Annotated in this window: 29 protein-coding genes; 17 read left to right on the top strand and 12 right to left on the bottom strand. The window is 66.8% G+C overall.

Going from position 1 to position 26,357, the window contains the following annotated elements; all coding sequences use genetic code 11:
• Positions 1-59 precede the first annotated feature (59 nt).
• On the top strand, positions 60-794 hold the full coding sequence (locus NS6_RS21000) for an SDR family NAD(P)-dependent oxidoreductase (protein ID WP_068044367.1): 735 nt from the start codon (positions 60-62) through the stop codon (positions 792-794).
• 85 nt (positions 795-879) lie between these two features.
• Here the strand turns inward: NS6_RS21000 and NS6_RS20995 are convergent, their stop codons facing one another.
• Entirely contained in the window at positions 880-1,920 is a 1,041-nt protein-coding gene (locus NS6_RS20995) for a UDP-N-acetylmuramate dehydrogenase (protein WP_157112865.1), read from the bottom strand.
• 90 nt (positions 1,921-2,010) lie between these two features.
• Here NS6_RS20995 and NS6_RS20990 point away from each other — a divergent pair, with 90 nt between their 5' ends.
• The 4 genes from NS6_RS20990 to NS6_RS20975 all read left to right on the top strand — a co-directional run bounded on the left by NS6_RS20990 (position 2,011) and on the right by NS6_RS20975 (position 4,689).
• On the top strand, positions 2,011-2,499 hold the full coding sequence (locus NS6_RS20990; RefSeq protein WP_068044366.1) for a DUF2505 domain-containing protein: 489 nt from the start codon (positions 2,011-2,013) through the stop codon (positions 2,497-2,499).
• A gap of 58 nt (positions 2,500-2,557) precedes the next feature.
• Positions 2,558-3,067 carry a DUF2505 domain-containing protein gene (locus NS6_RS20985; protein WP_068044364.1) on the top strand — a complete coding sequence of 170 codons (510 nt, stop codon included), beginning with the start codon at positions 2,558-2,560 and terminating at the stop codon, positions 3,065-3,067.
• On the top strand, positions 3,043-3,834 hold the full coding sequence (locus NS6_RS20980) for a class I SAM-dependent methyltransferase (protein WP_245669440.1): 792 nt from the start codon (positions 3,043-3,045) through the stop codon (positions 3,832-3,834). Before NS6_RS20985 ends, NS6_RS20980 begins: the two co-directional genes overlap by 25 nt.
• A 132-nt stretch (positions 3,835-3,966) precedes the next feature.
• Positions 3,967-4,689 (top strand): LmeA family phospholipid-binding protein, encoded by a 723-nt coding sequence (locus tag NS6_RS20975; protein ID WP_068044362.1) that lies wholly within the window; start codon positions 3,967-3,969, stop codon positions 4,687-4,689.
• A gap of 78 nt (positions 4,690-4,767) precedes the next feature.
• Here NS6_RS20975 and deoC read toward each other — a convergent pair whose 3' ends face one another.
• Positions 4,768-5,436, bottom strand: a complete 669-nt coding sequence (deoC, locus tag NS6_RS20970) for a deoxyribose-phosphate aldolase (RefSeq protein WP_068044360.1) — start codon at positions 5,434-5,436, stop codon at positions 4,768-4,770.
• Positions 5,437-5,534: 98 nt separating this feature from the next.
• Here deoC and NS6_RS20965 point away from each other — a divergent pair, with 98 nt between their 5' ends.
• Both NS6_RS20965 and purU read left to right on the top strand, forming a co-directional pair.
• Entirely contained in the window at positions 5,535-6,068 is a 534-nt protein-coding gene (locus tag NS6_RS20965; RefSeq protein WP_068044358.1) for a GNAT family N-acetyltransferase, read from the top strand.
• Between the two features lie 189 nt (positions 6,069-6,257).
• A complete protein-coding gene (purU, locus tag NS6_RS20960; RefSeq protein ID WP_068044355.1) occupies positions 6,258-7,142 on the top strand; it encodes a formyltetrahydrofolate deformylase in 885 nt (294 codons plus the stop codon).
• Positions 7,143-7,166: 24 nt separating this feature from the next.
• On the opposite strand, the gene NS6_RS20955 is transcribed toward purU, so the two are convergent.
• The 5 genes from NS6_RS20955 to NS6_RS20935 all read right to left on the bottom strand — a co-directional run bounded on the left by NS6_RS20955 (position 7,167) and on the right by NS6_RS20935 (position 11,345).
• Positions 7,167-8,210, bottom strand: coding sequence for an alpha/beta fold hydrolase (locus tag NS6_RS20955; RefSeq protein ID WP_068044377.1), 1,044 nt, complete (start codon positions 8,208-8,210; stop codon positions 7,167-7,169).
• Between the two features lie 141 nt (positions 8,211-8,351).
• Positions 8,352-8,648 carry a DUF2516 family protein gene (locus tag NS6_RS20950; RefSeq protein WP_157112864.1) on the bottom strand — a complete coding sequence of 99 codons (297 nt, stop codon included), beginning with the start codon at positions 8,646-8,648 and terminating at the stop codon, positions 8,352-8,354.
• A 68-nt stretch (positions 8,649-8,716) separates the two neighbouring features.
• Complete coding sequence (locus tag NS6_RS20945; protein WP_068044353.1) at positions 8,717-9,403, bottom strand: heparin-binding hemagglutinin; 687 nt, start codon at positions 9,401-9,403, stop codon at positions 8,717-8,719.
• Positions 9,400-9,894 carry a helix-turn-helix domain-containing protein gene (locus NS6_RS20940; RefSeq protein ID WP_068044351.1) on the bottom strand — a complete coding sequence of 165 codons (495 nt, stop codon included), beginning with the start codon at positions 9,892-9,894 and terminating at the stop codon, positions 9,400-9,402. The genes NS6_RS20945 and NS6_RS20940 overlap by 4 nt, the downstream gene beginning before the upstream one ends.
• Positions 9,895-9,992: 98 nt before the next feature.
• The gene (locus NS6_RS20935; protein WP_084471257.1) at positions 9,993-11,345 is read right to left on the bottom strand and encodes a DUF445 domain-containing protein; all 1,353 of its coding nucleotides are present in this window, start codon (positions 11,343-11,345) and stop codon (positions 9,993-9,995) included.
• 207 nt (positions 11,346-11,552) lie between these two features.
• Here NS6_RS20935 and NS6_RS20930 point away from each other — a divergent pair, with 207 nt between their 5' ends.
• The 10 genes from NS6_RS20930 (at position 11,553) to NS6_RS20885 (ending at position 19,905) form a co-directional block, all read left to right on the top strand.
• Positions 11,553-12,239 (top strand): TetR/AcrR family transcriptional regulator, encoded by a 687-nt coding sequence (locus NS6_RS20930; RefSeq protein WP_068044350.1) that lies wholly within the window; start codon positions 11,553-11,555, stop codon positions 12,237-12,239.
• 126 nt (positions 12,240-12,365) lie between these two features.
• Positions 12,366-13,769 (top strand): ABC1 kinase family protein, encoded by a 1,404-nt coding sequence (locus tag NS6_RS20925; protein WP_068044347.1) that lies wholly within the window; start codon positions 12,366-12,368, stop codon positions 13,767-13,769.
• A 38-nt stretch (positions 13,770-13,807) separates the two neighbouring features.
• Positions 13,808-15,049, top strand: coding sequence for a saccharopine dehydrogenase family protein (locus tag NS6_RS20920; RefSeq protein ID WP_068044345.1), 1,242 nt, complete (start codon positions 13,808-13,810; stop codon positions 15,047-15,049).
• A complete protein-coding gene (locus NS6_RS20915; RefSeq protein WP_068044344.1) occupies positions 15,046-15,729 on the top strand; it encodes a class I SAM-dependent methyltransferase in 684 nt (227 codons plus the stop codon). Before NS6_RS20920 ends, NS6_RS20915 begins: the two co-directional genes overlap by 4 nt.
• A gap of 159 nt (positions 15,730-15,888) precedes the next feature.
• A complete protein-coding gene (locus tag NS6_RS20910; RefSeq protein ID WP_068044341.1) occupies positions 15,889-16,293 on the top strand; it encodes a hypothetical protein in 405 nt (134 codons plus the stop codon).
• Complete coding sequence (locus tag NS6_RS20905) at positions 16,286-16,861, top strand: hypothetical protein (RefSeq protein ID WP_157112863.1); 576 nt, start codon at positions 16,286-16,288, stop codon at positions 16,859-16,861. Before NS6_RS20910 ends, NS6_RS20905 begins: the two co-directional genes overlap by 8 nt.
• Positions 16,858-17,598, top strand: a complete 741-nt coding sequence (locus NS6_RS20900; RefSeq protein ID WP_068044337.1) for an ESX secretion-associated protein EspG — start codon at positions 16,858-16,860, stop codon at positions 17,596-17,598. The genes NS6_RS20905 and NS6_RS20900 overlap by 4 nt, the downstream gene beginning before the upstream one ends.
• A 10-nt stretch (positions 17,599-17,608) precedes the next feature.
• Positions 17,609-18,454, top strand: coding sequence for a polyphosphate kinase 2 family protein (locus NS6_RS20895; RefSeq protein ID WP_068044335.1), 846 nt, complete (start codon positions 17,609-17,611; stop codon positions 18,452-18,454).
• A gap of 141 nt (positions 18,455-18,595) precedes the next feature.
• Positions 18,596-19,342: a DsbA family protein gene (locus NS6_RS20890; protein ID WP_068044333.1), complete on the top strand. Its 747-nt coding sequence runs from the start codon at positions 18,596-18,598 to the stop codon at positions 19,340-19,342.
• The gene (locus NS6_RS20885) at positions 19,339-19,905 is read left to right on the top strand and encodes a vitamin K epoxide reductase family protein (RefSeq protein ID WP_157112862.1); all 567 of its coding nucleotides are present in this window, start codon (positions 19,339-19,341) and stop codon (positions 19,903-19,905) included. The genes NS6_RS20890 and NS6_RS20885 overlap by 4 nt, the downstream gene beginning before the upstream one ends.
• Positions 19,906-19,918: 13 nt before the next feature.
• Here NS6_RS20885 and NS6_RS20880 read toward each other — a convergent pair whose 3' ends face one another.
• The 5 genes from NS6_RS20880 to NS6_RS20865 all read right to left on the bottom strand — a co-directional run bounded on the left by NS6_RS20880 (position 19,919) and on the right by NS6_RS20865 (position 26,257).
• Complete coding sequence (locus tag NS6_RS20880) at positions 19,919-21,034, bottom strand: S1C family serine protease (RefSeq protein ID WP_068044331.1); 1,116 nt, start codon at positions 21,032-21,034, stop codon at positions 19,919-19,921.
• A 14-nt stretch (positions 21,035-21,048) separates the two neighbouring features.
• Positions 21,049-21,213 carry a hypothetical protein gene (locus tag NS6_RS34880; protein ID WP_157112861.1) on the bottom strand — a complete coding sequence of 55 codons (165 nt, stop codon included), beginning with the start codon at positions 21,211-21,213 and terminating at the stop codon, positions 21,049-21,051.
• A gap of 512 nt (positions 21,214-21,725) precedes the next feature.
• Entirely contained in the window at positions 21,726-22,778 is a 1,053-nt protein-coding gene (locus tag NS6_RS20875; RefSeq protein ID WP_068044329.1) for an NAD(P)-dependent alcohol dehydrogenase, read from the bottom strand.
• A gap of 187 nt (positions 22,779-22,965) precedes the next feature.
• Positions 22,966-25,269, bottom strand: coding sequence for a 5-methyltetrahydropteroyltriglutamate--homocysteine S-methyltransferase (gene metE / locus NS6_RS20870; RefSeq protein WP_068044328.1), 2,304 nt, complete (start codon positions 25,267-25,269; stop codon positions 22,966-22,968).
• 124 nt (positions 25,270-25,393) lie between these two features.
• Positions 25,394-26,257 (bottom strand): 3-hydroxybutyryl-CoA dehydrogenase, encoded by an 864-nt coding sequence (locus NS6_RS20865; protein WP_068044369.1) that lies wholly within the window; start codon positions 26,255-26,257, stop codon positions 25,394-25,396.
• Positions 26,258-26,357 lie beyond the last annotated feature (100 nt).

Below are 26,357 nucleotides of genomic sequence, written 5' to 3'. Positions count from 1 at the left end.
AACCCTTGAAGGTGGGCCGCTGCGATATCCGGCCGGAGAACGGTAATTAGGATCTGGGCATGGGTACACGGACCGCAGTTGTCACCGGGGCAAGCTCGGGGATCGGGGAAGCCACGGCACGGGAGCTCGCGAAACAGGGCTACCACGTGTACGTGGGTGCGCGCCGGGTCGACCGGTTGCGGCAGCTGGCCACGGAGATCGGTGGTACCGCGCTCGAGCTCGACGTCACCTCCGACGATTCGGTCGCGGCCTTCACCGAAGCGGTCGACAGCGCGAACATCCTGGTCAACAATGCGGGCGGCGCGAAAGGGCTGGCCACTGTCGCCGAAGCCGATCTCGACGATTGGCGCTGGATGTGGGAAACGAATGTGCTGGGCACCCTCCGGATGACCAAGGCCCTGCTGCCGAAACTCATCGCCTCCGGTGACGGCCTGATCGTCACCATCACCTCCGTCGCCGCGTTCCATGCCTACGACAACGGCTCCGGCTACACCTCGGCCAAACACGCCCAGGCCGTACTGCACCGCACCCTGCGCGGTGAACTGCTCGGGCAACCGGTCCGCCTCACCGAGATCGCGCCCGGCGCGGTCGAAACCGAGTTCTCCGTGGTCCGCTTCGACGGCGACGCCGAGCGCGCCGCGAAGGTCTACGAAGGTATCGACCCACTCGTCGCCCAGGACATCGCCGAAATCGTCGCCTTCGCCGCGAGCCGCCCCCCGCACGTGAATCTCGACCAGATCATCGTCAAACCCCGCGACCAAGCCGACCCCGGCCGCTTCGCCCGGCGTAACTGACCGCCCCTCACCGGTGCCAGGATCTGATCCGGGTCACCCGTTGCTTCGGACGGCGGGGCACGCACTGTCGCGGCAGCCGCGGTGGTCAGATCTCCACGCCCACCGTTACCGGTTCCGGCGTCAGCGTGATGCCGAACCGGTCGGCCACACCATCGCGCACCGTGCGAGCAAGCGCGACGATATCGGCGGCGGCGGCCGCGCCGCGGTTGGTGAGAGCCAGCGTGTGTTTGGTCGACAGCCGGGCGGCAGCATCCGGTCCCGGGAAGCCCTTGGCGAAGCCGGCGCGTTCGATCAACCAGCCGGCAGAGAATTTCACACCGTGGGCCGCGGGAAATTCGGGCACCTGCACCTCACCGAGCTGTGCGCGAATCGCGGCACGGACTCGGTCCACCCGGTCGTGGGCGACCACGGGGTTGGTGAAGAAAGAACCGGCGCTCCACGTGTCGTGGTCGGCGGGATCGAGCACCATCCCCTTCCCGGCGCGCAGGCCGAGAACCGTTTCACGAACGGCGGCCGCCGGACGGCTCTCGCCTTCCGCAGCGCCCAGCCGTTGCGCGAGCTCCCGATATCGCAGCGGAGCACTGGCCCCGGTGGGGTCGAGCGCGAACTCCACCGCCAGCACCACCGCGCCGGATCGGTGTTTGAGCCGGCTCGTCCGGTACCCGAACCCGAGTTCACCGGGTTCGACCCAGTGGGTTTCGCCGGTTGCCCGGTCCAGTAGCCGCACCCGGCGCAACAGATCGGCGACCTCCACGCCGTACGCGCCGACGTTCTGCACGGGCGTAGCGCCGGCCGACCCTGGAATCCCCGACAGGCATTCCAGGCCCCCGAACCCGGCGCGCACGGTTTTCGCGACCACCGCGTCCCAGTTCGCGCCCGCGTCCGCGGTCACCGAATCGGCACCCAGTTCGACGCCCTCGGCCATGATCCGGACCACCACCCCGGGCACCTCGTCGTCGGAGACGAGCAGGTTGGATCCGCCGGCGAACAGCAGCACCGGGACCCCGGCCGCGTCCAGCGCCCGGACCGCCGCCACCAGGGCATCTGTGCCGGCGCATTCGGCGATCGTGGCCCGGCCGCCGACCCGCAGGGTCGTCAGCTCGGCCAGCGGCACCGCGGAGCGCACCAGCGCACCCGTTCCGGCCAGCAACTGCCGCAGTTCGTCCGCGGGGACAACCCGAGAAGTTCGCACGACCAGACGGTAGCGTGTCCGCTCATGGCTACAGCGCTGGCGTACACGGCTCACTACTCTCACCCCGTTGCCGCGGTGCGCGAAGCGTTCCGCACCGAGAAGTACTGGCAGGACCGTATCGCCGCGGTGGGCGGGCCGGGCGCCCGGTTCGTTTCCCTGGAGCTGGACGGCGAACAAGTTCGTATCGAGGTCGTGCAATCCATTCCGGCCGATCTGCTGCCGCCCGCCATCACCGCCGTACACCCCGGCGATCTCATGATTCCGCGCACCGAACTGTGGTCCGGGACCACCGGTAGTTTCGAGGCCCGGGTCGAGGGCGCGCCCGCGGAGGTGCGTGGCACCATCACCGCCACCGACGAACCCACCGGTGCCGTCGCCGAGGTCTCCGGGTCGATCGAGGTGAAGGTTCCGCTGTTCGGTCGCAAGATCGAGGAGGCCATCGGGGAACGTCTCACCGAGTTGCTGGCCGAGGAGACCGAGTTCACCAACGGCTGGATCGCCGAACAGGTGTAGGCGGCGGCCGCCCGGCCTCCGGCCCGCACCGGCACAACCGGACGGTAACCTACCGCGCATGGCTCGCCGACTGGACTATTCCGCCCGCTACCCGCTGCACACCACCAAAGAGGTGTATGCGGCGCTGACGAACCGGGATTACTGGGAAGCCCGGATGGTCGAAATGCGGAAGTACTCGCCCAACGAGGTGGTCTCGATCGATGCGAGCGATAACGGGATCGATGTGGTGCTGCACCATATCCTGCCCCGCGAAATGCTGCCCGAGGTCGCGCAGACGGTGATGCGCAAAGATATGGTCATCACTCGTAAGGAGAGCTACGGCCCGTTCGGCCCCGAGGTCGAGGGCAAGTATTCCGCCTCCATCCCGGCCGGCCCCGGCAGCCTCACCGGGACCATACGCCTGTTCCCCACCGATACCGGCTGCACCCTGCGCCTCTCCTCGGAGGCGAAGGTATTCGTCCCGATGATGGGGCCGCGGCTGGAACAGCTCATGCTGGTGAATCTGGTCGATCTGTTCCGCGCCGAGGCCGAAGTGACTCAGAAGTGGCTGGACGACCGAAAACTCTGAACATCCCCCTCGGCACGGTCACTCGGGGTACCACCGGAACGAACCGGCTCCGCCGCAGTGACCGCCGGCTCGTCCACGAGCCACAGATCACCAGCGTGCTACGCCGCACTACCGACCCGCTCGTGGTGGACCTCGGTTACGGCGCGCAACCGTGGACCACGCTGGAATTGGCCGCGCGCCTGCGCACGGTCCGCCCCGACGTCCGGGTGGTGGGCCTGGAAATCGACCCGGCCCGCGTCGTACCCGCCCGCGACGGGGTGCGGTTCGCCCGCGGCGGCTTCGAATTGGCGGGCCTGCGACCGCACCTCGTGCGCGCGTTCAACGTACTGCGCCAGTATCCGGAATCGGCGGTCGCCGACGCGTGGGCGACGATCCTGTCCGGGCTGGCACCGGGCGGGGTGCTGGTCGAAGGAACCTGCGACGAACTCGGCCGGCGTTGCGCCTGGGTACTCCTCGACGGGTCCGGCCCACGGAGCCTCACGCTGGCCTGGGATCCGCTGACCGTCGACCGCCCCTCCGACCTCGCCGAACGACTACCCAAAGCGCTCATCCACCGCAATATCCCCGGCGAACGTATCCATACGCTGCTGTCGGCGGCCGACCTGGCCTGGGCACACACCGCACCGCTGGCCGTATTCGGCCCGCGGATCCGCTGGCGCGCGGCCGCCGAACTGCTGCGCGAACAGGGCTGGCCGGTCCACAACCCGCGCCGCCGGATGCGCGACAACATCTTGACCGTCCCCTGGGCCACCGTCGCGCCGTCCTGAACATGCAGACCCACGCGGTGTGTCCCATCTCACAAACGCGGCCGCCCGACCGGCGCTGACGTCGCCACGTTCACCATCTGCCCACACCCGGGCCTCATAGCCGGCACAGAATAATGCGGAACAATCGCGTGCATGCCCAAGAACCTGTCGGTACCGAAGGTCAGTCGCCGGACCGCGGTCATCGCCGTGATCACCGCCGCCGTGCTGGTGGCCGCCGCGCTGATCGGCGGTGAAGCCTATGCGCGGCACCGGATCGCGAGCTGTATCAGCAGCCAGTTCGAGAAGGAGATGGGCTCGAAGATCAACGTCGGCTTCGGCGCCAAACCACTACTCGTCACCATGGTGGACGGGAAAGTTTCGCGGATGGACGTCGACAGCGAGGGAGCCGAATTCGGCCCCGCAGTCGATATGCAGGTACACGCGCAGTTCCGCGATATCAAGATGCCGGAGGGCAGTAGCAGCGGTAGCACGATCGGCAGCTCGAACGCCGACGTCAGCTGGAGCAACGAGGGAATGACCCAGACGCTGCAGGGCCTCGTCAGCGAGGTCCGGTCCGATCCGGACTCCGGGAAACTCACCATGGCGGTGCTGGGCGGGCTGGGTGAACTCCAGATCACGCCGCAGATCGTGGACGGGAAAGTGCAGCTGGAGGTCGGGCAGGCGCAGTTCCTGGGCATCGGGGTGCCGGAGGATCTGGCCGAGGGGGTGGTGAACCTGTTGACCGAGAGTATGCAGGTCTACCCACTGGGCCTGGAACCGAAGGAGCTGCGGGTCACCGATAACGGTGTCGAAATCGATCTGCAGGGTGGGCAGGCGGAGTTGCCGCCGCCGCCTGAGGGCAGTACTTCCTGCTGAGGGGTGAATTCGGCGGTGCGGTGCGGGGCCGGGCTCCGGTGCGCCTGCTGTCGGGTGGTTACTTCGGCGAAGCCGGTTTCATTCGGGGAAGCCGTCCAGGACTGCTCGGCTGCGGGAAAGGCCGAGGCGGGTGGCGCCGGCGGTGATCAGTTCGGCGGCTGCTTCCGCTGTGCGGATGCCGCCGCTGGCCTTGATTCCGAGGCGGCCGCCGACGGTGTCGGCCATCAACCGCACCGCATGGGGGTCGGCGCCACCGGTGGGGTGGAAGCCGGTGGAGGTTTTCACGAAATCGGCGCCGGCCTGTTCGGCGGCTCGGCACACCTCGACGATCGCTTCGTCGGTGAGCGCGGCCGATTCGATGATCACCTTCAGCACCGCACGCTGGTCGATCGCTTCGCGGACCACGATGATATCGGCGAGCACGGCGGCGTAATCGCCTGCGACTGCCGCGCCGATATCGATGACCATATCGACCTCCGCCGCCCCTTGATCCACCGCGAGCCGGGCCTCGGCCCCCTTGATCAGCGAATGGTGTTTCCCGGAGGGAAATCCCGCGACGGTGGCCACCACCACGCCCGGCGCCCGCACCGGCAGCATGGCCGGCGAAACGCACACCGCATACACGCCGAGCTCCCGGGCCTCGGCCACCAGGGCGGTAACATCCGCGCTGGTCGCTTCCGGGGCGAGCAGCGTGTGGTCGATCATTGCGGCCACCTCGGACCGGGTCAGCGATACGGAATCGGCCATGGCACGAGAGTCTGGCACACCCGGTCCGAATTCCATTGCGGGCCTCCGGTTCGTCGGGAACACTCGTATCGCAATCGGGCACATATGAGAGGACGACGTTGCTGATCCGTCGCGAACGTGGCGTCGACACCGCCGCCGTGGCCGCCGTACACCGCAGTGCATTCGCCGCCCAGTACGCCACATCCGGTGGAGGTGGCGCCCAGGATCCCCCGGAAGTGGCGCTCATGGAGCAGTTGCGCAGCGATCCCGGCTGGATTCCGACGCTGTCCATGGTCGCGGTGGCCGGCGATACGGTGGTCGGCCATACCTGTGTCACCCGGGCCACGGTGGGCCCGTTCCCGGTGCTCGCGCTGGGCCCGATCGGGGTGCTCGCCGACCGGCAGCATCGCGGGATCGGTTCCGCACTCATGCATGCGGTGGTCGGCGCCGCCGACGCCCTCGACGAACCTCTCATCGGCCTGCTCGGCAGTCTCGACTACTACCCGCGTTTCGGGTTCCAGCCGGCCGAACGCCTCGGCATCACCCCGGACCAGCCCGAGTGGGCCAGTCATTTCCAGGTGCGCCCGCTGACCGCCTACGACTCCCAGATCCTCGGCGAATTCCGTTACGCCGACCCCTTCTACGCCCTCTGAACACAGCCGGCGCGTACCGGGCCGAACCCGCTGACCGGGCAATACGGCCCGCACCTGGACCGGTACCGGGCACAAGAAACCGATACACCGGCGCCGCGAATCCGGCGAGCGTGCGGAGTTCGGTGAAACCCTGCACAGTTGCGGGCCGCGCGCCGGGGAGGCGTCGAACGGCACGGCTAGGCTCACGTCATGGTTTCCGCCGTCTCCGACGATCGCCGATATGTGCTGACCCTGGGCTGCCTCGACCGTCCGGGCATTATTGCTGCCATCACCTCGTTCATCGCCGAGTTCGGGGGCTCCATTCTGGAGGCCGGTTATCACTCGGATCTGGAGACCGGCTGGTTCTTCACCCGGCAGTCCATCAAGGCTTCGACAGTGCCGTTCGGGGTCGAGGAACTGCGGGAACGGTTCCGGCAGATCGCAGATGAGCTCGGCCCGGACACCGAATGGCAGGTGCACGATTCGGGGCTCCGCCGGCGGGCGGTGGTGCTGGTCAGCAAGGAAGGTCACTGTCTGCACGATCTGCTCGGGCGGGCGAGCGCGGGGGAACTGCCCGCCACGATCGAGGCGGTGATCGGCAACCATCTGGATCTGGCCGCGATGGCCGAGGCGCACGGTATCCCGTTCCATCATGTGCCCTTCCCCAAGGATCCGGCCGAACGCGGACCGGCTTTCGACCAGGTCCGCGAGCTGGTGGACAAACACGATCCCGACGCGGTGGTGCTCGCCCGGTTCATGCAGGTGCTGCCGGAGCGGCTGTGTGAGCACTGGGCCGGGCGGGCCATCAATATCCACCACAGCTTCCTGCCGTCCTTCGTCGGTGCCCGCCCCTACCATCAGGCGTTCGTGCGGGGCGTCAAACTGATCGGCGCCACCTGCCACTATGTGACGGCGGAGCTGGACGCGGGCCCGATCATCGAACAGGACGTGATCCGCGTCGATCATGCCGACGGGGTGAGCGATATGGTCCGCCAGGGCCGCGATATCGAACGGGTGGTGCTGGCCCGGGGTCTGCGCTGGCATCTGGAGAGCCGGGTCCTGGTGCACGGGAAACGCACCGTCGTGTTCTCCTGATCGGGGTTTTGCCGGCGTGCGCGGTCAGCCCACGGCTTCGGCGGGCGCGCGCACGGCGGCGAGTACTTCGCCGAGGATCTCGTTGAAGCCATCGATCGCTTCCACAGTGCCCAGATGCCCGGTGGGCAGCAGCACGAACCGGGCGAGATTCCCCGATTCCCGTAGCCACTGCGCAATCTGCTCGGCATGGACGGCGGGCGTCATATCATCGGCGGTGCCCGCGACGACGGTGGTCGGCACCATCAGGTGACGGGCGGCGTCGCCGAGATCCATTTCCGCCAGCAACCGGCCGAATTCCGACCGCACCCAGGAGCGACAGGACCGCACGATATTCAGCCCGAAGTCGATGATTTCGGGGTCGGCGTCCAGGCTCATGATCTGCCGCGCGAAGACCCAGCGGACAGGGGCCACCGGCGGGAAGACTATCCGGGCACTCAGACCGCCCCGCCCGAGCCACATCGGCAGCGGCACCTTCCGGTTCAGTAGCGGTAACGGACGGTTGAAGAACGGCACCACCGTGGTCTCGTCCACCAGGGCATACGGCCCGGTATTGGCCAGCACCACGGCCGCGGCCTGATCCAGCACCCGCTGCGGATATTTACCTGCCCAGGCCTGCACTGTCATCGCGCCGAGACTGTGCCCGACCACCACCGCCCGCTGCCCTGGCGGAAGCACAGTGTCGAGGACTGCGCAGAGATCGTCGGCGAGCAGGTGGCAGTCCAGCTGATCGGGCCGGCCGAATTCGCTCTCGCCGTGCCCGCGCAGATCGAAGGCGATCACCCGGTACTCCCCGGCGAAGGCGTTGATCTGCGGGTTCCAGTATTCGAGGCAGCAGGTCCAGCCGTGTATCAACACCACAGGCTGCGCGTCCTGCGGGCCGTAGGCGTGTACGCGCAGCCGGGCCCCGTCGGCGGCCCGCACATCGATGACCTGATGTTCCGTGCTCGGCGGGTTGAGCGCGGGGTTGCGGTATCCGCCGCGGCTACGCAGTCCGGCCCGGTGCACCTCGAGAATTCCATCGATCTGATGGGCGAGGGCGCCCCAGAGCTCCGACATCATCGCACGCATCGACACTCCTTTGTGTTACCAACTGACACAGTAACGCGCAGGAGTGGACCCCGCCAGCCGGACACGGCGACCCGGAACAGCGCGCCATATGCGCACCGAACACCGGGCCGCCCCTTTACCGATGACGGATCCAGGTACCCACTACCAGCGGGGACCGCGCTGAACCTCATCCACCTTGGGCCGCACATCGGCGAGATAGATACCGGTCGCGATGATGGCGATGAACGCCAGCAATCCCAACGAGGGAAAACTGAGCAGCATCAGCAGCACGGCCGCGCCGAGGATGCCCAGCCAAATCGGTTTAGTCAGTTTGTCGACCGCGGTGAACGCGTCCGAACGCTGGCGCACGGCATGCACCAGCGCGAACACAGTCGCGCTGATCGCCAGTAGCCACAGCGCGGCCATGATCCATCCGGTCAAGCCATACACCTGCTGCACCCCACCATGATAGGAGCAGCGCCCCCGTGCTCCGCAGGTGCACGGGGGCGGCGGCCCACATCGGCAGGTCAGACCGACTTCGGGGGAGCTTTCTTGGCCGGCGTCTTCTTCGCGGGGGCCTTCTTGGCCGCGGGCGCCTTCTTCACCGGAGCCGGAGCCGGAGCCGGAGCCGGAGCCGGAGCGGGCTCGGGGACCGGGTCCACTACTTCGGCGTCGACGACGTCAGGCGCGGAGGGAACCTCGGCCTCCACCACCGGCGCGGCCGCCGCCGGCGCCTTGCCGGACCGGACGATCAGGCCCGACACCCGATCGAACACTTCCTCGGCCCGGCCGCTGGCGTCCTTGTAGAGGGTCTCCACCCGGCCCACCTGTTCTTCGACCAGATGGTTCGCGCGCAGCCGATCCACGGTTTCCTCACCACGGACGGCCAGGTCGGCATAGAGGTCGACTACCTGGCGGTAGTACTGTTCGGCCAGTTTGCGCAGTTCCTCGGAGGTGAACTTCTCGCGCAGCTCGGCCAGATCCTCCGGCAGTTCCGAGGGCAGCTCGGAGAGCCGCGCACGGATCTGCTCGAATTGGGTCTGCACATCGGCGGGCAGACCGGCGAACCGCTCGCGAGCCTCGTCGACACGGCCGTTGACGTCGGTGGCACGTTCCCGCACCTGGGTCACCGCGTCGAGAACAGCGGCGTAGACGGCATCCGTGGCACCGACGGTGGCGAACAGCGGTTTCACAGTGGTGTTCTTCTCGGTCATTTATCGTTCTCCTGGCGTGGCGGAGCATCGGCGTTCGGTAGTGGAACAACGCTGTCCCGGACGATCGTTTCCTCCGGCCCGTTCTCCCGGCGGAACGACTCGTAGATGTCCAGGAGCACCTGCTTCTGCCGCTCGCTGATCGCGGAATCGGCCAGCAGTGCGTCCCGGACGGGACTGTGCGCCCGCTGCTCTAGGTAGCCGGCGCGCACGTACAACACCTCCGAAGAGACCCGCAGCGCCTTGGCGATCTGCGTGAGCACTTCGGCGGAGGGGTTTCGCAAACCGCGCTCGATCTGACTGAGATACGGGTTGCTGACCCCAGCCAGCTGGGCGAGTTGACGCAGCGAGACCTGCGCGGCCTCCCGTTGTGCCCGGATGAACCCGCCGATGTCCTGCGCCGCGTTCACTACGCGGGCTGCCTTGTCGCCGGCGCCGGCGGTGGCCGCCGGATCGTCGGTGTACTGAGCGGAAACGTGGGGCTCCTCGGCCATTACTCACCTTCTGGCTTGTACGTACGCAACGATAGAACAGGGTGCTAGCAATAGCAAGCACTTCTGCTAGCAGAACTTCCGGCGCTCCGGCGCGCGCGTCACCCGCCGAACATCAGATGGGAGACGGTGTAGATCAACAGACCCGCGAGGCTGCCCACCACCGTGCCGTTGATCCGGATGAACTGCAGATCACGACCCACCTGGACCTCGATCTTCTTACTGGCCTCCTCCGCATCCCAGCGGGCGACAGTATCGCTGACGATGGTGGCGATCTCGTCGGCGTAGTTGGCGGCCAGATACCGGGCGCCGCGTTCGATCCACCCGTCCACCTTGGCGCGGGCATCGGTATCGTCGCGCAACCGCTCACCCAGCTGCTGCACGTTCTCCGCCACCTTCCGGCGCAACGTACTGTCCGGATCGTCGGCGGATTCCAAGATCAGCCGTTTGGCCGCCCGCCAGGTGGCCTCGGCCAGGCCGGTGATCTCCTCGCGCCCCATGATCTGGGTTTTGATCCGTTCCGCCTTGGCGATCATCGTCTCGTCGTACTGCAGATCGTGAGCAAACTCCTCGAGGAACCGGTTCACGGCCAGCCGGACCTCGTGATCCGGGGTCGAGCGCACCTTCCAGGTGAACTCGACCAGCTCGCGATACACCTTCTCCGAGAGCAGCACGTTCACGAACTTCGGCGCCCACTGCGGGGCCTCGCCCAGGACGATCCGGTCCACCGTCTCCTGGCTACCCAGCGCCCATTGGTGAGCCCGCTCGGCCAGCAAGTCGACCAGTGGCAACTGGCGGTTGTCGGCCAGCAGCTCGGCCAGCACCCGGCCGATCGGCGGACCCCACTGCGGTTCGGCGATCCGCTTCACGATCGTGTTATCGATCACCTGCTCCACGTCTTCGTCCCGGAGCACCCCGACCACCGCCCGCAGAATCGTCGAACTCTCCTCCGCTACCCGCGCGGCATTGGCCGGATTCGCCATCCAACGCCCCACCCGCCACGGGATCTGGGCGGAGTTCACCTTCGCGGTAACCACCTCCGGCGAAAGAAAGTTGGCGCCGACGAAGTTGCCCAGACTGGCACCGAGCTGGTCTTTCTTACGCCGGATGATCGCGGTATGCGGAATCGGCAGACCCAGCGGATGCCGGAACAACGCAGTCACCGCGAACCAGTCGGCCAGCGCGCCCACCATTCCCGCCTCGGACGCGGCCCGCACATAGCCCACCCAGTCACCGGCACCACCGCGTGACTCCAGCCAGCGGCACACCAGATAGATGACGGTCGCCACCGCCAGCAGCCCGGTAGCCACGACCTTCATTCGCCGCAGGTCACGCTTTTTGGCCGCGTCATCTGTGAGTGTCGAGAAGACGCCCGGTGGTTCCGCCGAACCGCCGGGGCCGCGAGTCGCGGGAGCGGAATCGAGCACCGCACTGCTGCCGGTCGCTTTCTGCATAGCTTCCATTCTGCTGTGTTGTTTGCGGCGCCTCCGGTAGCGCGGGGTGGGGGGCCTGGTCGATGCGGTTATAGGTGGACCGAACGGACCACCGCGTCCAGCGGGGGGCCTAGAGTGGAATGGACGCGAACCGTACCGACCTAGGAGCCCACGCTGTCCACCGATGACCTGCTCGATATCGGGAATTCCGCCGATCGATCGGCGCCGGTGCGTGCCCCGCGGACCGATGGGCGGAAACGCCGCTGGCGCCAGCACAAGATCAATCGGCGGGAGGAGCTCGTCGACGGCACGCTGGCGGCGGTGCGCACCCGCGGCGGCAGCGCCGGGATGGACGAGATCGCCGCCGAGATCGGCGTCTCCAAAACTGTCCTGTATCGCTACTTCGCCGATAAGAACGATCTGGTCAACGCCGCTATGCAGCGGTTCATCGAGATCACCCTGATGCCCCGGGTGTACGGGGCGATCAGTTTGGACGCCGACGAGTATCAACTGGTGCGTTCCGCGCTGGCCGAATACGTGGGTGCGGTCGACGAAGACCCCGAGGTCTACCGGTTCATCATGGGCACCGGTTCCGGTGATCCGTCTTCGCTGGCCGATTTCGAGCGGCTGTTCGCCGAGGTGGTGGCGGCTGCCATCACCGAACGCGGGAGCGCCCTCGGCATCGAGACCGAGGGGGTGATGCTGTGGTCGTATGTGATCGTCGGCGGTATCCAGCTCGCCACCCACTGGTGGACCAACAACAAATCGATGGACCGCGACCAGGTGATCGATTACCTCACCATGATGGTGTGGAGCGCCATCGAGGGGATGGCCCGCGCCGGCGGGTCGCGCGACAAGTTCGGCGCACAGGAGCATGTGCTGCCGCCGATTCCCTCCGGCGACCAGGCCGTCTGAGCCACTCGGCTCGCCGGGCTCGACAACCCCGCCGGTTTGGCTAGTCTGATTGCCGTGCGGCGGCGGAGAACCGGCTGAGTTCTCCGGCCACTGTAGGCGCGCGTCGGCACCAACGGAGGTACCTCGATGGCGAAACAAGTGCCGACTTCCCGCCTGGCCCGCGGCACCAAACTGGGTGCGGTGGCTGCGGGGTCGGTAGTGCGCACACAACGCGCCCGGCTCTCGATGCGCGGCCGCTCGGAGGCGGTGCGGGCACGGATGGCCGAGGAATCGATTCTGCGTAGTACCGAACAGCTGGTCATGGTGCTGGGCACCATGAAGGGCGTGGCCATGAAGCTGGGCCAGATGATGTCGGTGCTCGATCTGGACCTGGTCCCGCCGGATCACCGCGAACGGTTCCAGAAGCGGCTGGCTGTTCTGCGCAACGCCGCGCCGTCGGTGTCGTTCGAGGCGATGCGCGCGGTGATCGAGGAGGACTACGGGCAGCCGCTGGACGCGGTGTTCGCCGAATTCGAACCGGAAGCCATCGCCGCTGCCTCGATCGGGCAGGTGTATCTGGCCCGATTGCACGACGGCCGGCAGGTCGCGGTGAAGGTGCAGTACCCGGGGATCGATGCCGCCGTGCGGGCCGACCTCAAGAATCTGACCATGTTCCGGCGGGTCCTGCAGTCGGCTTTGCCCTGGGTGACCCCCGCGGTGCTCGACGAGCTGCGGCTGAACATGGAATCCGAACTCGACTATCATGTCGAGGCCGAAACCCAGCGCGATATCGCGGAACTCTACGCCGGCCACCCGTTCATCGTGGTCCCGCAGCCGCTGCTGGAGCACAGTACGCAGCGAGTACTGGTCACCGAATATCTGGCGGGAACGGCCTTCGAGGATATTCGCACCATGCCGCGGCACGTACGCGACCGCGTCGGCGAGATCATCTACCGCTTCTATGTGGGATCGCTTTTCACCTTCAACGAATTCTGTGGCGACCCGCATCCGGGGAATGTCCTGCTCGCCGAGGACGGCCGGGTCGGATTCCTGGATTTCGGGCTGTTCAACCGGATGGATCCGGAGCATGTGCGGTTCGAGGCAATCTGCCTGTGCGCGGCCGCCGAGGACCGCGGCGCGGATCTACGGGATCTGATGGTGCAGCGCGGGGTCATCGACTCGACCGACGAGATCGGTGTCGAGGAATGCTTGGAATACGTGCTCTCGGCATCCGAATGGTGTCTGGTGGACCAGGAACTCACCATCACCCCGGAGTTGGCCAGCGGCGCGTTCCTCCTCGCCGTCGACCCGCGCTCGAGCGAATTCTCCGGGATGAAACAGCAGAATCTGCCACCGGAGCATTTGTTCTCCCGGCGCGCCGATTTCTTGACCTTCGGGATGCTGGGACAGTTGGAGACCACGGCGAATTGGTATCGGATCGCCCGGGAATGGTTGTACGGCGATGAGCCGGTCACCGAACTCGGCCGGATCCACCGGGAATGGCTGGACGGGCGCCGGCCGCGTAAACGCGGTGGACGCCGCACCGGCTGAGCGCGTCCACGACAGCACATCCACGAGGGGTTCATTTCATGACGGATACACGCGAATTCGACCTGATCGTTTTCGGCGCGACCGGCTTCGTCGGCAAACTCACCGCCCAGTACCTGCTGGGTGCTGCTCCCGCGGCGGCGCGGATCGCGCTGGCGGGTCGTTCCGAACACAAACTCACGGCCGTCCGCGACGAGATCGGCGCGCACGATTGGGGTCTGGTGGTTGCCGACAGCACCGACCAGGGTTCACTGGACGCGCTGGCCGCCCGCACCACCGCGGTGGTTACCACGGTGGGCCCGTATCTGCGTTACGGGATGCCGATGGTCGCCGCCTGCGCGAAAAACGGCACACATTACGCGGACCTGACCGGTGAACCGCTGTTCATCCGCGAGGCTATCGACTCGTATCACGACGAGGCGGCGCGTACCGGCGCAAAAATCGTGAATTCCTGCGGCTACGATTCGGTGCCTTCGGATCTGAGTGTCTATCAACTGTACCGGCGTACGGTCGCGGACAATACCGGCGAGCTCGGCGACACCACGCTGATCGCCACCCTGCGCGGCGGCGTGAGCGGCGGCACGATCGATTCCGGGCGCGCGATGATGGAGGCTGTCGCCGCGGACAAATCCAAGGGCGCGATCCTCAGCCATCCGTATTCCCTGAGCCCCGACAAGTCCATGGATCCCGATGTCGGCCGGCAATCCGATCTCGTCCTGGAAAGGGCCCGCGAGATCGACCCGAGTCTGGACGGCTGGGTGGGCACGTTCGTCATGGCCGCCCACAACACGAAGATCGTGCGCCGCAGCAACGGCTTGCTCGGCTGGGCGTACGGCAAGAACTTCCGCTACCGCGAAACCATGGGCGCGGGTAATTCGCCGTGGGCGCCCGTGGTCGCGGCCGGTATCTCCGGTGGTGTGGTGGCGGGTATGGCGGCCGGCGGTCTGCTGTCCCGGTTCCGGGCCGGTCGCGCCCTGCTGGACCGGATCCTGCCGGCACCCGGTACCGGTCCCGGCGAACGGACCCGGGAGAACGGCTGGTTCCGGATGCGCACCTATACGCGCACCAGCTCCGGCGCACGCTATCTCGCGACCTTCGCCGGCCAGGGCGATCCGGGTTACAAGGCGACCGCGGTCCTGCTCGGCGAGAGCGGGCTGGCGCTGGCATTCGATCCGAAACCGGAAATCGCGGGCATCCTCACTCCGGCCGCCGCCATGGGCGATATCCTGACCGAACGCCTGCGGGCCGCGGGAATGACCATCGCCGTGGAGCCGCTGGCATGAACCTCGCCCGGCGCACGATGAATGCCCCTGCGCTGGCAGCGGTGTACGAGCGGGCGTGGCGGCCCACGCTGTTCTATCTCGCCTCGGGGCGCAGCACCGGGGCCGATCGCCGCTTCGCGGTGGACTCGCTGCGGCTGGGCACGGCCCGGCGGGTGCTGGATATCGCTTGCGGTCCAGGTAATTTCACGCGTTACCTCAGCGAACACGTACCCGCGGACGGATATGTGACAGGCATCGATTACTCGCCGCCGATGCTGGCCCGCGCATCGGCCGATAATTCCGGCCCGCGTGCGGGATACGTACGCGGCGACGCCCGGAATCTGCCGTTCGCGGACGGAACTTTCGATGCCGTCTGCTGTTTCGGCGCGCTGTATCTGATCCCCGACCCGCTGCACGCGGCCCGGGAAATGATCCGGGTGCTGGCCCCGGACGGCCGGTTGGCGGTCACCACCAGCTACCGCCCCGGCAACGCGTTCGGCGAATTGACCCGGCGCACTGCGGCGGTCAGCGGTTTGCGCATGTTCGACGGACAGACGTTCCCGGATCTCTTCGCCGCGGCCGGGCTGGTCGATATCGATCAGCAAATGCACCGGTTCCTGCAGTACCTCACCGCAGTGAAGCCGGCGGCCGCCGTCCCGCAGCACGAGGGGCGGTCCACCACCTCGAACAGCGAGGTCTGACGGGACGTCGACGGTATCCGGCCGCGCTGCTGTGCAAACCCCCGTCTCGTGCGTTATTTCACAGTGCGATCCCCCGCCATGGCCGGTTTTCGCGGGCACTGCGGGCTACCCGTCGGTAAAGTCACGGGTCGTACCAACGGTCCGGAAGGGGGATTCCAGATGTCGCTCCCGGAACTGGGCCAGGGTGTGGCCCGGCAGTTGTACGCCGCGGCCACGGCCGGCGGCACGGATTCCTTCACCCTCACCGAAGATGTCGCCCTGCGCCTCGCAAGCGCCTGCGATGCGCTGGTCGCGGACCTGGAAGCGGCCCGGACCGGGGGCCGGCAGCTCGCCGCGGCAGCGGGTGCCGCCGGTTTCCCCGATCTGCCCACCGGGCACGCCCTCGCCTCCGGGTTCTCCGCCAAGTCCGTCGAGTATCTGGACACACTCACCGCGTTGCAGGAAACCGCCCTCCGATTCAAGGCGGCCTATCTGGCAGCCGCGGGCCTACTCACCGAGGCCGATCTGGCGAACCGTGCCGCACTCGCCGTCGCCATGCATGCCGAAGGTGGCGGAAATGACTGAATTCGCCGAACAGGATCCGCCTTTCGCGCCGGAACGCGAATGCTTCGCCAGCTTCACCCACCAGGAGATCTGGGACCGGGTCCACGAGGTGATCGACCCCGCCGTCCTCGGCGCGTCGGCCGCTGCCTGGAAATCGAACGCCGACGCCGTAGCCGCGGCCTTCGCGACCTTCGCCGATACCGCGCGCCGGGAATTCGGTGGCTGGTCCGGCCATACCGCGACCGCCGCATGGCGAGCCACCCAGGATTTCATCCGCACCGGTGAGGCAACCCACGACGTCTGCCGGGCGCTACAGCGGATCATGACGGGTAATTCCGATGCTGCGCAGACACTACGAGCCGCGCTGGCCGCCCCGCAGCCGTACCGCCCGCTCGCCGACCCGGCGGCCGAGGCCGTCCACGGTGGCCGGCGCCGGATGGACCACGATATCGCCGCGGCCGCGGCCACCGCCGACGCGCAGGACGCGATGACCACCATCTACCTCCCCACACTCCCGGCTTCCGGGGATCGGGTGCCCAGGTTCCCCGATACGTCCACCGGCGCCGACCGTGGGAGCCCACACAGGTGAAATGGATATTCACCCCCGACGAATTCAGTTACGTCTGGGCCGCCGAGACGGGCCTGGACCGCCGTCCCTACCCGGTGAACCTGGCACCGGCCAGTGTGGTCCGCACCGAATCCGAAGTGGCCGCCCTGCGATTACCTCAGCGGTTCGCCAGACAGGCCGACCCCGATCTGGCAGCCGCGCTCATGCTCTGCGCCCGCCCGGACGCCACCGCCGTCACCATCTCCGGAGAACGCTCGGGGCTCCCCCGCAACGGCCGATCGCCGGAAACCGAGCAGATTCTCGGCTTCGCCGCCGTGATAGAGCACCACGCCGCCGTCCTACACGCCACCGACACCAGGGTCACCGTGCAGATGTGCCATGCGCACGATCTCGGGGACCGGCTGGTCGCGCTGATCGGTTCGGCCCGCCGCGGTACCCACGGACCACTGCACGAACCGCAGGAAGCAGTACTCACCGATGCGCCGATTCCCGGCAGCCGCGAATCCGGTGACGCTGCGCGATTCCGTAAGACACTGCGCGAACCGGTGGATTCCCGTGGTTTCATCACTGTCACCGTCGCCCCGGACGATCGGATGTCGCCGCCCACCCGGCATCGCAGCTGGCTGGATATTCGCGGTGACGGGCGCTATCTGCTGACCACTGCCGATGTCCTGGTCCTGCACCCGGTCGGCGATACCGAATTCGCCCGCGAACTGCTCGGTCTGGCCGGTATCCGCGCCGGAACGCACCGCCTGTGATACTGCTCCGATGGCCGAGTACTGGAACGAACCCGCGAGCCGGGCACTGCGCGCCGACGGCTTGCAGATCGCCGACCTCGACACCTCCGCCCGCCCCGGTTTCCAGGGCGGCAAGTCGGTAGGTAAACGGCTGCTCACCGAACGCGGCCGCGTACTGGCCGGCGAACAGGAGAAGCTCTACGCCAACGGACGCTCCGGCGACCAGCGCAGCGTGCTGCTGGTCCTGCAGGGTATGGATACCGCAGGTAAAGGTGGGATCGTGCGCCACGTGATCGGCTCGGTGGACCCACAGGGCGTAGACCATGCGGCCTTCGGTGTGCCCACAGAGGAGGAGAAGCAACACAACTTCCTGTGGCGGATCCGGCGCGCCCTGCCCCGCGGTGGGCAGTTGGGCGTGTTCGACAGATCGCACTACGAAGACGTCCTGGTCGCGCGGGTGCACGGACTGGTTCCCGCGACGGTCTGGCAGGGACGCTACGACGAGATCAACCGATTCGAACGGGAGCTGGCCGACAACGGTACGACGCTGGTGAAGGTCGCGCTGTTCGTGTCCCTGGACGAACAGAAGTCAAGGCTGCGGCAACGCCTGCAACGACCGGACAAATACTGGAAGTTCAGCCCCAGCGATATCGACGAGCGTGCCTATTGGCCTGCGTACCAGGAGGCCTATCAGGCAATACTGGACCGGACCGGTACCGAGCACGCGCCGTGGTACGTGGTACCCGCCGATGCGAAATGGTACGCACGGCTGGCCGTCACCGAACTGCTGATCGAAGCCCTGCGCGGCCTGAACCTGAACTGGCCGGGACCCACCTTCGACCCGGCGGCCGAATTGCGGCGCCTCGAGCACGCCTGACCGGGCCTACACGTGGCGGGTTGTGGAAACTCTCAGCAAGCCGGGCAATGATGGGGGCGGTGCGCCGGATAAACCGGCCGCCCCCGCCGGGCCTACCACCGGGTGGGGCATCCAGGTAGCGAAAGGCGTGGTGAACGCACGGTGAGCAAGAAACCCGGGCGGCCGAATCCGCTGGCGGCGGCCCAGCGCGCGGAACGCAATCGCAAAATCGCGATACAGGTGGGCGTCACCGCGGTGCTGGTGGCACTGGTGGCCGCGATCGGGATCGGATTGGCCGTGCGCAACTCCGGTTCCGACTACGACGGGCCGGTACCGGCGGCGGCCACCGAGAACGGCGCCATCCGGATCGGGCAGCCCGAGGCCCCCGCGACAGTACGTATCGTCGCCGATATGCAGTGCCCGGTCTGTCAACAATTCGAAGCCGACCACAGCGAGCTACTGAAGCAGTCGGTGGCCGACGGCACCGCGCAGATCGAATACAACATCGTCGGGTATCTGGACAGTATGTCCAGCACCGACTACTCCACCCGAGCGGCCAATGCGTCCTACTGTGTCGCAGACAAGGGCACCGAAAAATATCCGGACTGGCTGGAGCTGATGTTCCGGAATCAGCCACCCGAGCGCGGGGCGGGCCTGTCGGACGAGCAGCTCATCGATATCGCGCACCAGGCCGGTTACACCGACCCCGCGGTCGGCAAGTGCATCGGCGACGGCACCTACAACGACTACGTCGCGGAGATGTCGGACCGATCGTTGTCCGAGGGTATCGATGGAACGCCGACGGTGTTCGTCAATGGTGAGCAGGTGAATCTCACCCTCAACCAGAACAAGACCGGTTTCGACACCGCCCCCTTGGCCACAGCGATCCAGGCGGCTGCGGGCCGGTGATCACGACCTCACCGCGGGCCGCCTGGATCCTGCTTCTCACCGGTCTGGCCGGCTGGGTGGCGTCGCTGGTCCTGCTGGTCGAAGATTTCAAACTGCTCAGCGAACCCGGGTACGTCCCGTCGTGCAGCCTCAACCCGGTGCTGTCCTGCGGGTCGGTGATGGTCACCGATCAGGCGCAGGTCCTGGGGTTCCCGAACCCCATCATCGGCGTGACCGGGTTCTCGGTGGTCGTCACGCTGGCGGTGCTTTCGGTCGCGGGGATCGGCCTGCCCCGTTGGATCTGGGCGGGCCTGTGGCTGGGCACGGCCGCGGGCACCCTGTTCATCTGCTGGCTGATCTTCCAGAGCCTGTACCGGATCAACGCGCTGTGCCCGTACTGCATGGTTGTCTGGGCGATCATCACTCCGCTGCTCGCGGTGCTCACCGGACAGCTGTGGGGTAACGACCGCGGGGCACTGCGCGTGGTCGCGGAATGGCGCTGGACCTTCGTAGCGGTTTTCTACGCGCTGGTGCTGGTGCTGGTGTTCCTGCGGTTCCAGGACTACTGGCTGTCGCTGTTCTGACCGCCGGAGGCTCCTATCCGGGCGCCAACCGCACGGAGACATCCCGTTTGTCGCCGTCGGTTTCCAGTACCCCCAGCCGCACCACGTCGGCGGGCCGGCGGGTATCGATCGCCGTGCGCAGAGCGCGTGCGCTGGTGACCGCCCGGCCGTCGATCGAGGTCACGATCTCACCGCTGGTCAGCCCCGCGCTCTGGCCGGGCAGGCCCGGGATCGCCATATCGATGCGCGCACCGCGCGGACTGGCATCGGAGATCACCACACCGAGGGTCGCGGCGGGGCCGATATGCACCGATTCGGTGGGTGTTCCGGACCGGATCTGGCGCACCACCCGCATGGCCGCATCGATCGGAACGGCGTACCCGTTCGGTGGGTCGGCGACATCACCCGGTGGCGGTTCGCGGTCCCCGGAGGCTGCCGCGATCACGCCGACCACCGCACCGGTGTGATCGGCCAGCGCACCCCCCGACTGCCCGGAACTGACAGGTGCCTCGATCTCCAGCATCCCGGTGAGCGCCTGGCGCGAAAAATCCTGTTCGTTCACCGCCATGATGGTGCTGTCCAGATCGCTGACCCGGCCCGGGACAGCAGTGGCGGCGCCGCTGCCACCGGCATTGCCGATCGCCAGGACCTCGTCCCGGACCCGCAGGTCGGACGAGCTGCCGATCCGGGCGGCCGAAAGGCCGGCGGCTCCGGTGAGCGAAAGCAAGGCGATATCGGCGCGTGCGTCGTACCCGAGAACCTTGGCGTTGTAGACCGCCCCGTCCGTGACCCGGCTGACCTGGACCGCCTTCGCGCCCTTCACGACATGATGGCTGGTCAGCACCTGGCCGTCGCCGGTGAGAACGATCCCCGATCCGGCCGCCGCCGCCCCGAACGCACGAGTGGTGGCGGTGATGTTCACCAGCACAGGCGATACATTCCGGGTGACATTGCCGGGGTCCAATGGCGCCCGCGGCATCGGCCGCGCCGGAGCCACCGCCACATCCGGCCCCGGCCGGGCCAGCCCGGGCAGCTCTCCCCGGTACCCGAAAAGAGCCCCGAGCACCAGCACGACGGCGAACACGGTGACGAGCACACGCCCGCCGCCACCCGGCCGCCCGGGCTCGGTGCCCTGCCACTGGTCGTCCAACGAGCCTCCTGTGCTTATTTGCGGCGCCTCCGGCACTGCGGGTCGCGGCCCCCTTCGGCCCCTGTTTCGCGCCTGCCGCGCATCGCATCGCGCACGGGCAGCCGGGACGGGCCGAAACCGCCGAGGGCCTCGCTGAACTCGGCGGCACCGCTGGGCGCGTTCGGTTCGGGCGAGGCCATACCTCAAGTGTCTCCTAAGTCAACGGCGACCGGGAGGATTTATTCGGTCGAGCCGCACGACTACCTGCGGGGGAGAAAGTTATCCACAGGCTTCCCCAGTTATCCACAGGGTGCGCGCCGCCGGGCGCAACTCCCGGCCTGAGCTGTGGATTCGTTGTCCCGGAGCCGGCCACGGTCACGTCCGCGTCACAGCGGCGGGTGGGCCGGCGGCGGCAGAGGCTGCGAAAACAAGCCGCTGACATGTCGTTTTCACGGCAGAAAGCGAGAAAAAGCCGGGGCGGAAATCGCACCCCGGCCGTTATCCATCGGTCACCGAATCAATAGATTCACGGTATCGACCACCGAATGCTGCCGGAAATCCATCCACAACTGTGGCCGTCCATCCACAAGCTCCGGCGGGTTTTCCACAGGCTTCTCCACATGTGCAGAAAGGCCTCTGTGGAGAAGCGCGCATTGTTCGACAGCGGTCGATCCAGACGCCGGGACCGGCCGAATTCGCTCCGGTCAGGGCATCATATGGTCGCGGTATCGATCACGAATCGGTACCGCACATCGCTGGCCACAACCCGCTCATAGGCACCGTCGATCTCGTCGGCGGAAATAACCTCGATTTCCGCACCGATTCCGTGAGCGGCGCAAAAATTCAACATTTCCTGCGTTTGCGCGATACCGCCGATCATCGAACCCGAAAGCGACCGCCTCCGCCCGGCCAACACCTTCGGCTGCACCGCCAGCGGCTGTTCCGGCAGCCCCAGCACGACGAGTGTGCCGTCCAAGCGCAGCAGTTTCATATAGTCGTTGATCGGCAAATCGGCGGAGACGGTGTTGATGATCAGGTCGAAGTGGCTGCGCAGTTCCCGGAATACCTGCTTATCGCTGGTGGCGTAGTAGTGCTGGGCGCCGAATCGTTTCCCGTCGTCCTGTTTGCTCAGGGAATGACTGAGAACCGTCACCTCGGCACCGAGCGCCGCCGCAATCTTCACGGCCATATGCCCGAGCCCCCCCATTCCGATAACCGCGACCCGCTTCCCCGGCCGGGCCCCCCAATGCCGCAGCGGCGAATACACGGTGATCCCGGCGCACAGTAGCGGCGCGGCCACCGACAGTTCGATACCCTCCGGAATTCCGAGCACGAAGTTCTCGGTGACCACGATCTGGGTGGCGTAGCCGCCCAGGGTGTGCCCACCGGGCTGGACCTCTTCGGAGACACGGCTGTTGTAGGTCATCACGGCACCGCGCAGGCAGTACTGTTCCTCCTCCTGGAGGCAGGTTTCACACACGCCGCAGGAATCGACCATACAACCGACACCCACCCGGTCCCCGACCTGATGACGACTGACGGCCGGCCCGATCGCCGCCACCGTGCCGGCGATTTCGTGGCCCGGAACGCACGGATATCCGGCTCCGCCCCATTCGTTGCGCGCGGTGTGGATATCGGAATGGCAGATCCCGGCGTAGGCGATATCTATCAGCACATCGTGTGGACCGAGTGCCCGGCGCTCGATGGTGACCTTCTCGAACGCGGCATCGGGTCCGGCCATGGCGTACGCGGCAGCACTACTCATGAGTTCATGCCTACAGTATTTTCGGCGCGCCGGCGCGCGCGGGGTTTCGGCCCACCTTGGTCAAAACCTCGCAGGGCCTCGCTGAACCCGGCACCACGGTGGTTGGTTGGGCCGGAGAACGGAGCGGACAAGGCGGTCACTGAACTCGGTAACGGCCCGTGGTGCGGGTTCGCGGGCCGGGTGCCCGTCAGCTTTGCGTCAGCCTTCGCCGGACGCGGCGGGCAGCGGCGACCATATTGCGCAGGGCCGGATCCAGCTGCCAGTGGTGGCGGGTCTTGAGACCACCGTCCGGGTTTGCCCACAGGCGTTCGGGGCCGACGGCGGCTGCCGCGGCGGTGAGCAGTTCGTCCAGTTCGTCGATATCGGGAATCCGGGCCGAGCGGCTCTCGTACACACCCGGACCGACGCCGTGGCTGAGACCGTGCCCGGAGGCATAGTCCTCCTCCAGCGCCTTGAGCACCCATTCGATGGATCGCGTGGCGACGATCGCGGTGACATCCGCGTCCAGCTGCTCGATGGCCTCCACGATCTCGGTGCGGCCCGAGTACGGGATATGGGTGTGGATCTGGGTATCCGGACGCACCCCCGAGGTCGCCAGCCGGAACGCACCGATCGCCCAGCGCAGATATTCGGCGCGCCCCTCGGGCCGGGCCGGCCACAGTTCACGCAGGGCGGGCTCGTCGACCTGGATGATGCCGATACCGGCGCGTTCCAGATCGACCACCTCGTCGCGGACGGCCAGCGCCACCTGGTCGGCGGTTTCGTAGATCGGCTGATCCTGCCGCACGAAGGAGCGCGCCACCATGGTGACCGGACCGGTGACCATACCCTTCACCGGTTTGTCGGTGAGTGATTGCGCGTAGGTGGTCCACTCCACCGACATCGGGGCCGGCCGGGACACATCACCGTAGATGATCGGCGGCCGCACGCAGCGTGAACCGTACACCTGCACCCAGCCGAAATGCGTGGTCGCGAAACCGTCCAGCAGTTCGGCGAAGTACTGGATCATATCGTTGCGTTCGTGCTCCCCGTGGACGAGCACATCGAGGCCGATATCCTCCTGCAACGCAATGGTCGCGGCTATCTCCGATTCGATTCTCTTGCGGTATTCGTCGTAGGAGATACGGCCTTCGCCCAGATGGTGGCGGGCCTGTCGCGCCTCGGCACTCTGCGGATAGGAACCCAGGGTGGCGGCGGGCACCAACGGCAGTTGCAGTCTCTCCTGCTGCGCGACCCGGCGCACCGAATACGGTTCGCGTTCGCGCATCTGCGGGGTGATCGCATACACCCGCTGACGCACGGCGTGCTTCTGTTTGAAATGCACTTCGCCGGGGCGTTTACGCCATTTGTCGGAAGGCCCCTCGGTGAGCGCTTTCGCCAGCGAAACGACCTCGCCGACCTTCTGCTTCGCGAAAGCGAGCCGGTCGGCCACATTCCCGGCGATATCGTATTCGGCGAGCACGTCGTAGGGCACGTGCAGCAGCGTGGTCCCGGTGGAGACCACGAGATCCGGGCACACCTTGGCGAGCTCGTTCAGGTATTCCAAGGTGACGTAGCGATCGGCTCGCCACACATTCGTCCCGCTGATCACCCCCGCGTACAGCCGTTTCCGCCGGATACCGGGGATAGCGGCGAGCACCTCGGGGCGTATCCGATAGGACGCCAGATCGAGGCCGATCGCCTCCACCCCGGAGGCGGCGAGGATGGTCAGCGCCTCCCCGAAATCACCGTACTGCCCGGTGACCAGGATCCGCGGCCGCAACGGGGCCTTGGACAGCCGGTCGTAGGCACGTTCGAACGCGGCGAGTTCGGCCGCCGAACGTTCGGCGGTGAAACACGGTTCGTCGAGCTGAATGCAGGTGGAACCGCGCCGCGCCAGGATCTCGAAGAGTTCTTCGTACACGGGCAGCAGTTTGTCCAGCAGTTCGATGGTGTCGAAACCCGCCGATTCGCCCGGCACACTGCCGGCCTTGGACAGCAGCAGCAGCGATACCGGCCCCAGCACCACCGGGCGCAACTCGATATCGGCCGCCATCGCCCGATCCCATTCGTCGAGCAATGCCTCGGGATGCAGCGAGAATTCCGTATCGGCGTCGAGTTCGGGCTGGCGGTAGTGGTAGTTCGTACCGAAGAAACGCACCAGTTCCAGCGGCGGCAGATCCGGGCGGCCCCGCGCCATCAGGAAATAGAAATCCAAGGGATCCATCTCGTCCCGGTGTTCGGCGAACCGGGACGGCACGGCACCGAAAAGCAGCGCATTGTCGAGCACATGGTCGTAGAAGGAGAAGGTGTTACCGGGAACCTGCGTAAGCCCGGTCGCCGCCAGTTCGTAGAACTGCTGCTCCTGGATATCGCGTGCGACCGCCCGCAATTCTGCCTGCGTGATCGCTTTCCGCCAGTACGCCTCGAGCGCTCGTTTGAGCTCCCGGTGCGGACCGATCCGCGGATATCCGAGCACACTCGACCCGAACCCCTCGTTGACATTGACCATTGCCGACCTCCGTGTCATTTGGGGCCATTACCACCGACGGTACGGATCTTGCCCCGGTCCTACCCACGAATAAGAGCTGCCGCTTCCGGTATCGAACCCGCGCCGCCGCAGGCGGCGCAAAGATTCAGTACTGATAGAAGCCGGCGCCTGTCTTCTTACCGAGGAGTCCGGCCTCCACCATTCGCATCAGCAGCGGCGGGGCCGAGTAGAGCGGTTCCTTGAATTCGCCGTACATCGAATCGGCGATGGATTTGACCGTATCGAGGCCGACGAGATCGGTGAGCGCCAGCGGGCCCATCGGGTGGGCGCAGCCGAGAACCATCGCCTTGTCCACGTCCTCCTTGGTGGCGAACCCGGACTCGACCATCCGGATCGCGGACAGCAGGTAGGGCACCAGCAGGGCGTTGACCACGAAACCGGAGCGGTCGGCGGAACGCACGACCTCTTTTCCGAGGATTTCGGCGGCGAATTTCTCGGCGCGCTCGGAGACGGAGGCGCTGGTTTTCAGGGTGGTCACCAGTTCGACCAGTGGCAGTACCGGCACCGGGTTGAAGAAGTGCATGCCCACGACGCGCTCGGGTGTGTTGGTCGCGACGGCGATCTTCATGATCGGGATGGAGGAGGTGTTGGAGGCGAGCACCGCATTCTGGTCGGTGACCACCTTGTCCAGTTCGGCGAAGATCGAGGTCTTGACCTTCTCATCTTCCAGAACTGCCTCCACCACCAGCTGGCGATCGGCGAAATCCCCCAGGTCGGAGGTGAACCGCAGCCGCCAGGCCGTCTGCTCACGCTCGCGTTCGGTGATCTTGCCGCTGCTCACGCCACGGTCGAGCGACCGCAGGATGCGCGAACGGCCGGCGGCGGCGAGCTCACGGCTCTGCTCGTACACCAGCACATCGACATGGGCGCGGGCGCACACCTCCGCGATGCCGGCGCCCATCTGTCCGGCGCCGATGACACCGACGCGCTGAATCTTTTCGCTCACAATCCCGCTCCTGTATCTCTGGCGCCGCCTCCGGCGGCGCGGGGTTCGGGGCCCTGTGCCCAATCGCGCCGCCTCCGGCGTCGCCGGTTCGGGGCCCCATAGG

It is taken from the genome of Nocardia speluncae NBRC 108251 (genome assembly GCF_001613245.1).
In the GTDB taxonomy this organism is placed as follows: Bacteria; Actinomycetota; Actinomycetes; order Mycobacteriales; family Mycobacteriaceae; genus Nocardia; species Nocardia speluncae.
Note: the sequence above shows the minus strand (reverse complement) of the source record. Positions and strands in the feature narration are given on the sequence as shown.

Coding starts and splice junctions, on each gene's coding strand:
- NS6_RS21000 (WP_068044367.1), top strand. CDS start 60: ATGGGTACACGGACCGCAGTTGTCACCGGGGCAAGCTCGGGGATCGGG.
- NS6_RS20990 (WP_068044366.1), top strand. CDS start 2,011: ATGGCTACAGCGCTGGCGTACACGGCTCACTACTCTCACCCCGTTGCC.
- NS6_RS20985 (WP_068044364.1), top strand. CDS start 2,558: ATGGCTCGCCGACTGGACTATTCCGCCCGCTACCCGCTGCACACCACC.
- NS6_RS20975 (WP_068044362.1), top strand. CDS start 3,967: ATGCCCAAGAACCTGTCGGTACCGAAGGTCAGTCGCCGGACCGCGGTC.
- deoC (WP_068044360.1), bottom strand. CDS start 5,436: ATGGCCGATTCCGTATCGCTGACCCGGTCCGAGGTGGCCGCAATGATC.
- purU (WP_068044355.1), top strand. CDS start 6,258: ATGGTTTCCGCCGTCTCCGACGATCGCCGATATGTGCTGACCCTGGGC.
- NS6_RS20955 (WP_068044377.1), bottom strand. CDS start 8,210: ATGCGTGCGATGATGTCGGAGCTCTGGGGCGCCCTCGCCCATCAGATC.
- NS6_RS20945 (WP_068044353.1), bottom strand. CDS start 9,403: ATGACCGAGAAGAACACCACTGTGAAACCGCTGTTCGCCACCGTCGGT.
- NS6_RS20940 (WP_068044351.1), bottom strand. CDS start 9,894: ATGGCCGAGGAGCCCCACGTTTCCGCTCAGTACACCGACGATCCGGCG.
- NS6_RS20935 (WP_084471257.1), bottom strand. CDS start 11,345: ATGCAGAAAGCGACCGGCAGCAGTGCGGTGCTCGATTCCGCTCCCGCG.
- NS6_RS20925 (WP_068044347.1), top strand. CDS start 12,366: ATGGCGAAACAAGTGCCGACTTCCCGCCTGGCCCGCGGCACCAAACTG.
- NS6_RS20920 (WP_068044345.1), top strand. CDS start 13,808: ATGACGGATACACGCGAATTCGACCTGATCGTTTTCGGCGCGACCGGC.
- NS6_RS20915 (WP_068044344.1), top strand. CDS start 15,046: ATGAACCTCGCCCGGCGCACGATGAATGCCCCTGCGCTGGCAGCGGTG.
- NS6_RS20910 (WP_068044341.1), top strand. CDS start 15,889: ATGTCGCTCCCGGAACTGGGCCAGGGTGTGGCCCGGCAGTTGTACGCC.
- NS6_RS20905 (WP_157112863.1), top strand. CDS start 16,286: ATGACTGAATTCGCCGAACAGGATCCGCCTTTCGCGCCGGAACGCGAA.
- NS6_RS20895 (WP_068044335.1), top strand. CDS start 17,609: ATGGCCGAGTACTGGAACGAACCCGCGAGCCGGGCACTGCGCGCCGAC.
- NS6_RS34880 (WP_157112861.1), bottom strand. CDS start 21,213: ATGGCCTCGCCCGAACCGAACGCGCCCAGCGGTGCCGCCGAGTTCAGC.
- NS6_RS20875 (WP_068044329.1), bottom strand. CDS start 22,778: ATGAGTAGTGCTGCCGCGTACGCCATGGCCGGACCCGATGCCGCGTTC.
- metE (WP_068044328.1), bottom strand. CDS start 25,269: ATGGTCAATGTCAACGAGGGGTTCGGGTCGAGTGTGCTCGGATATCCG.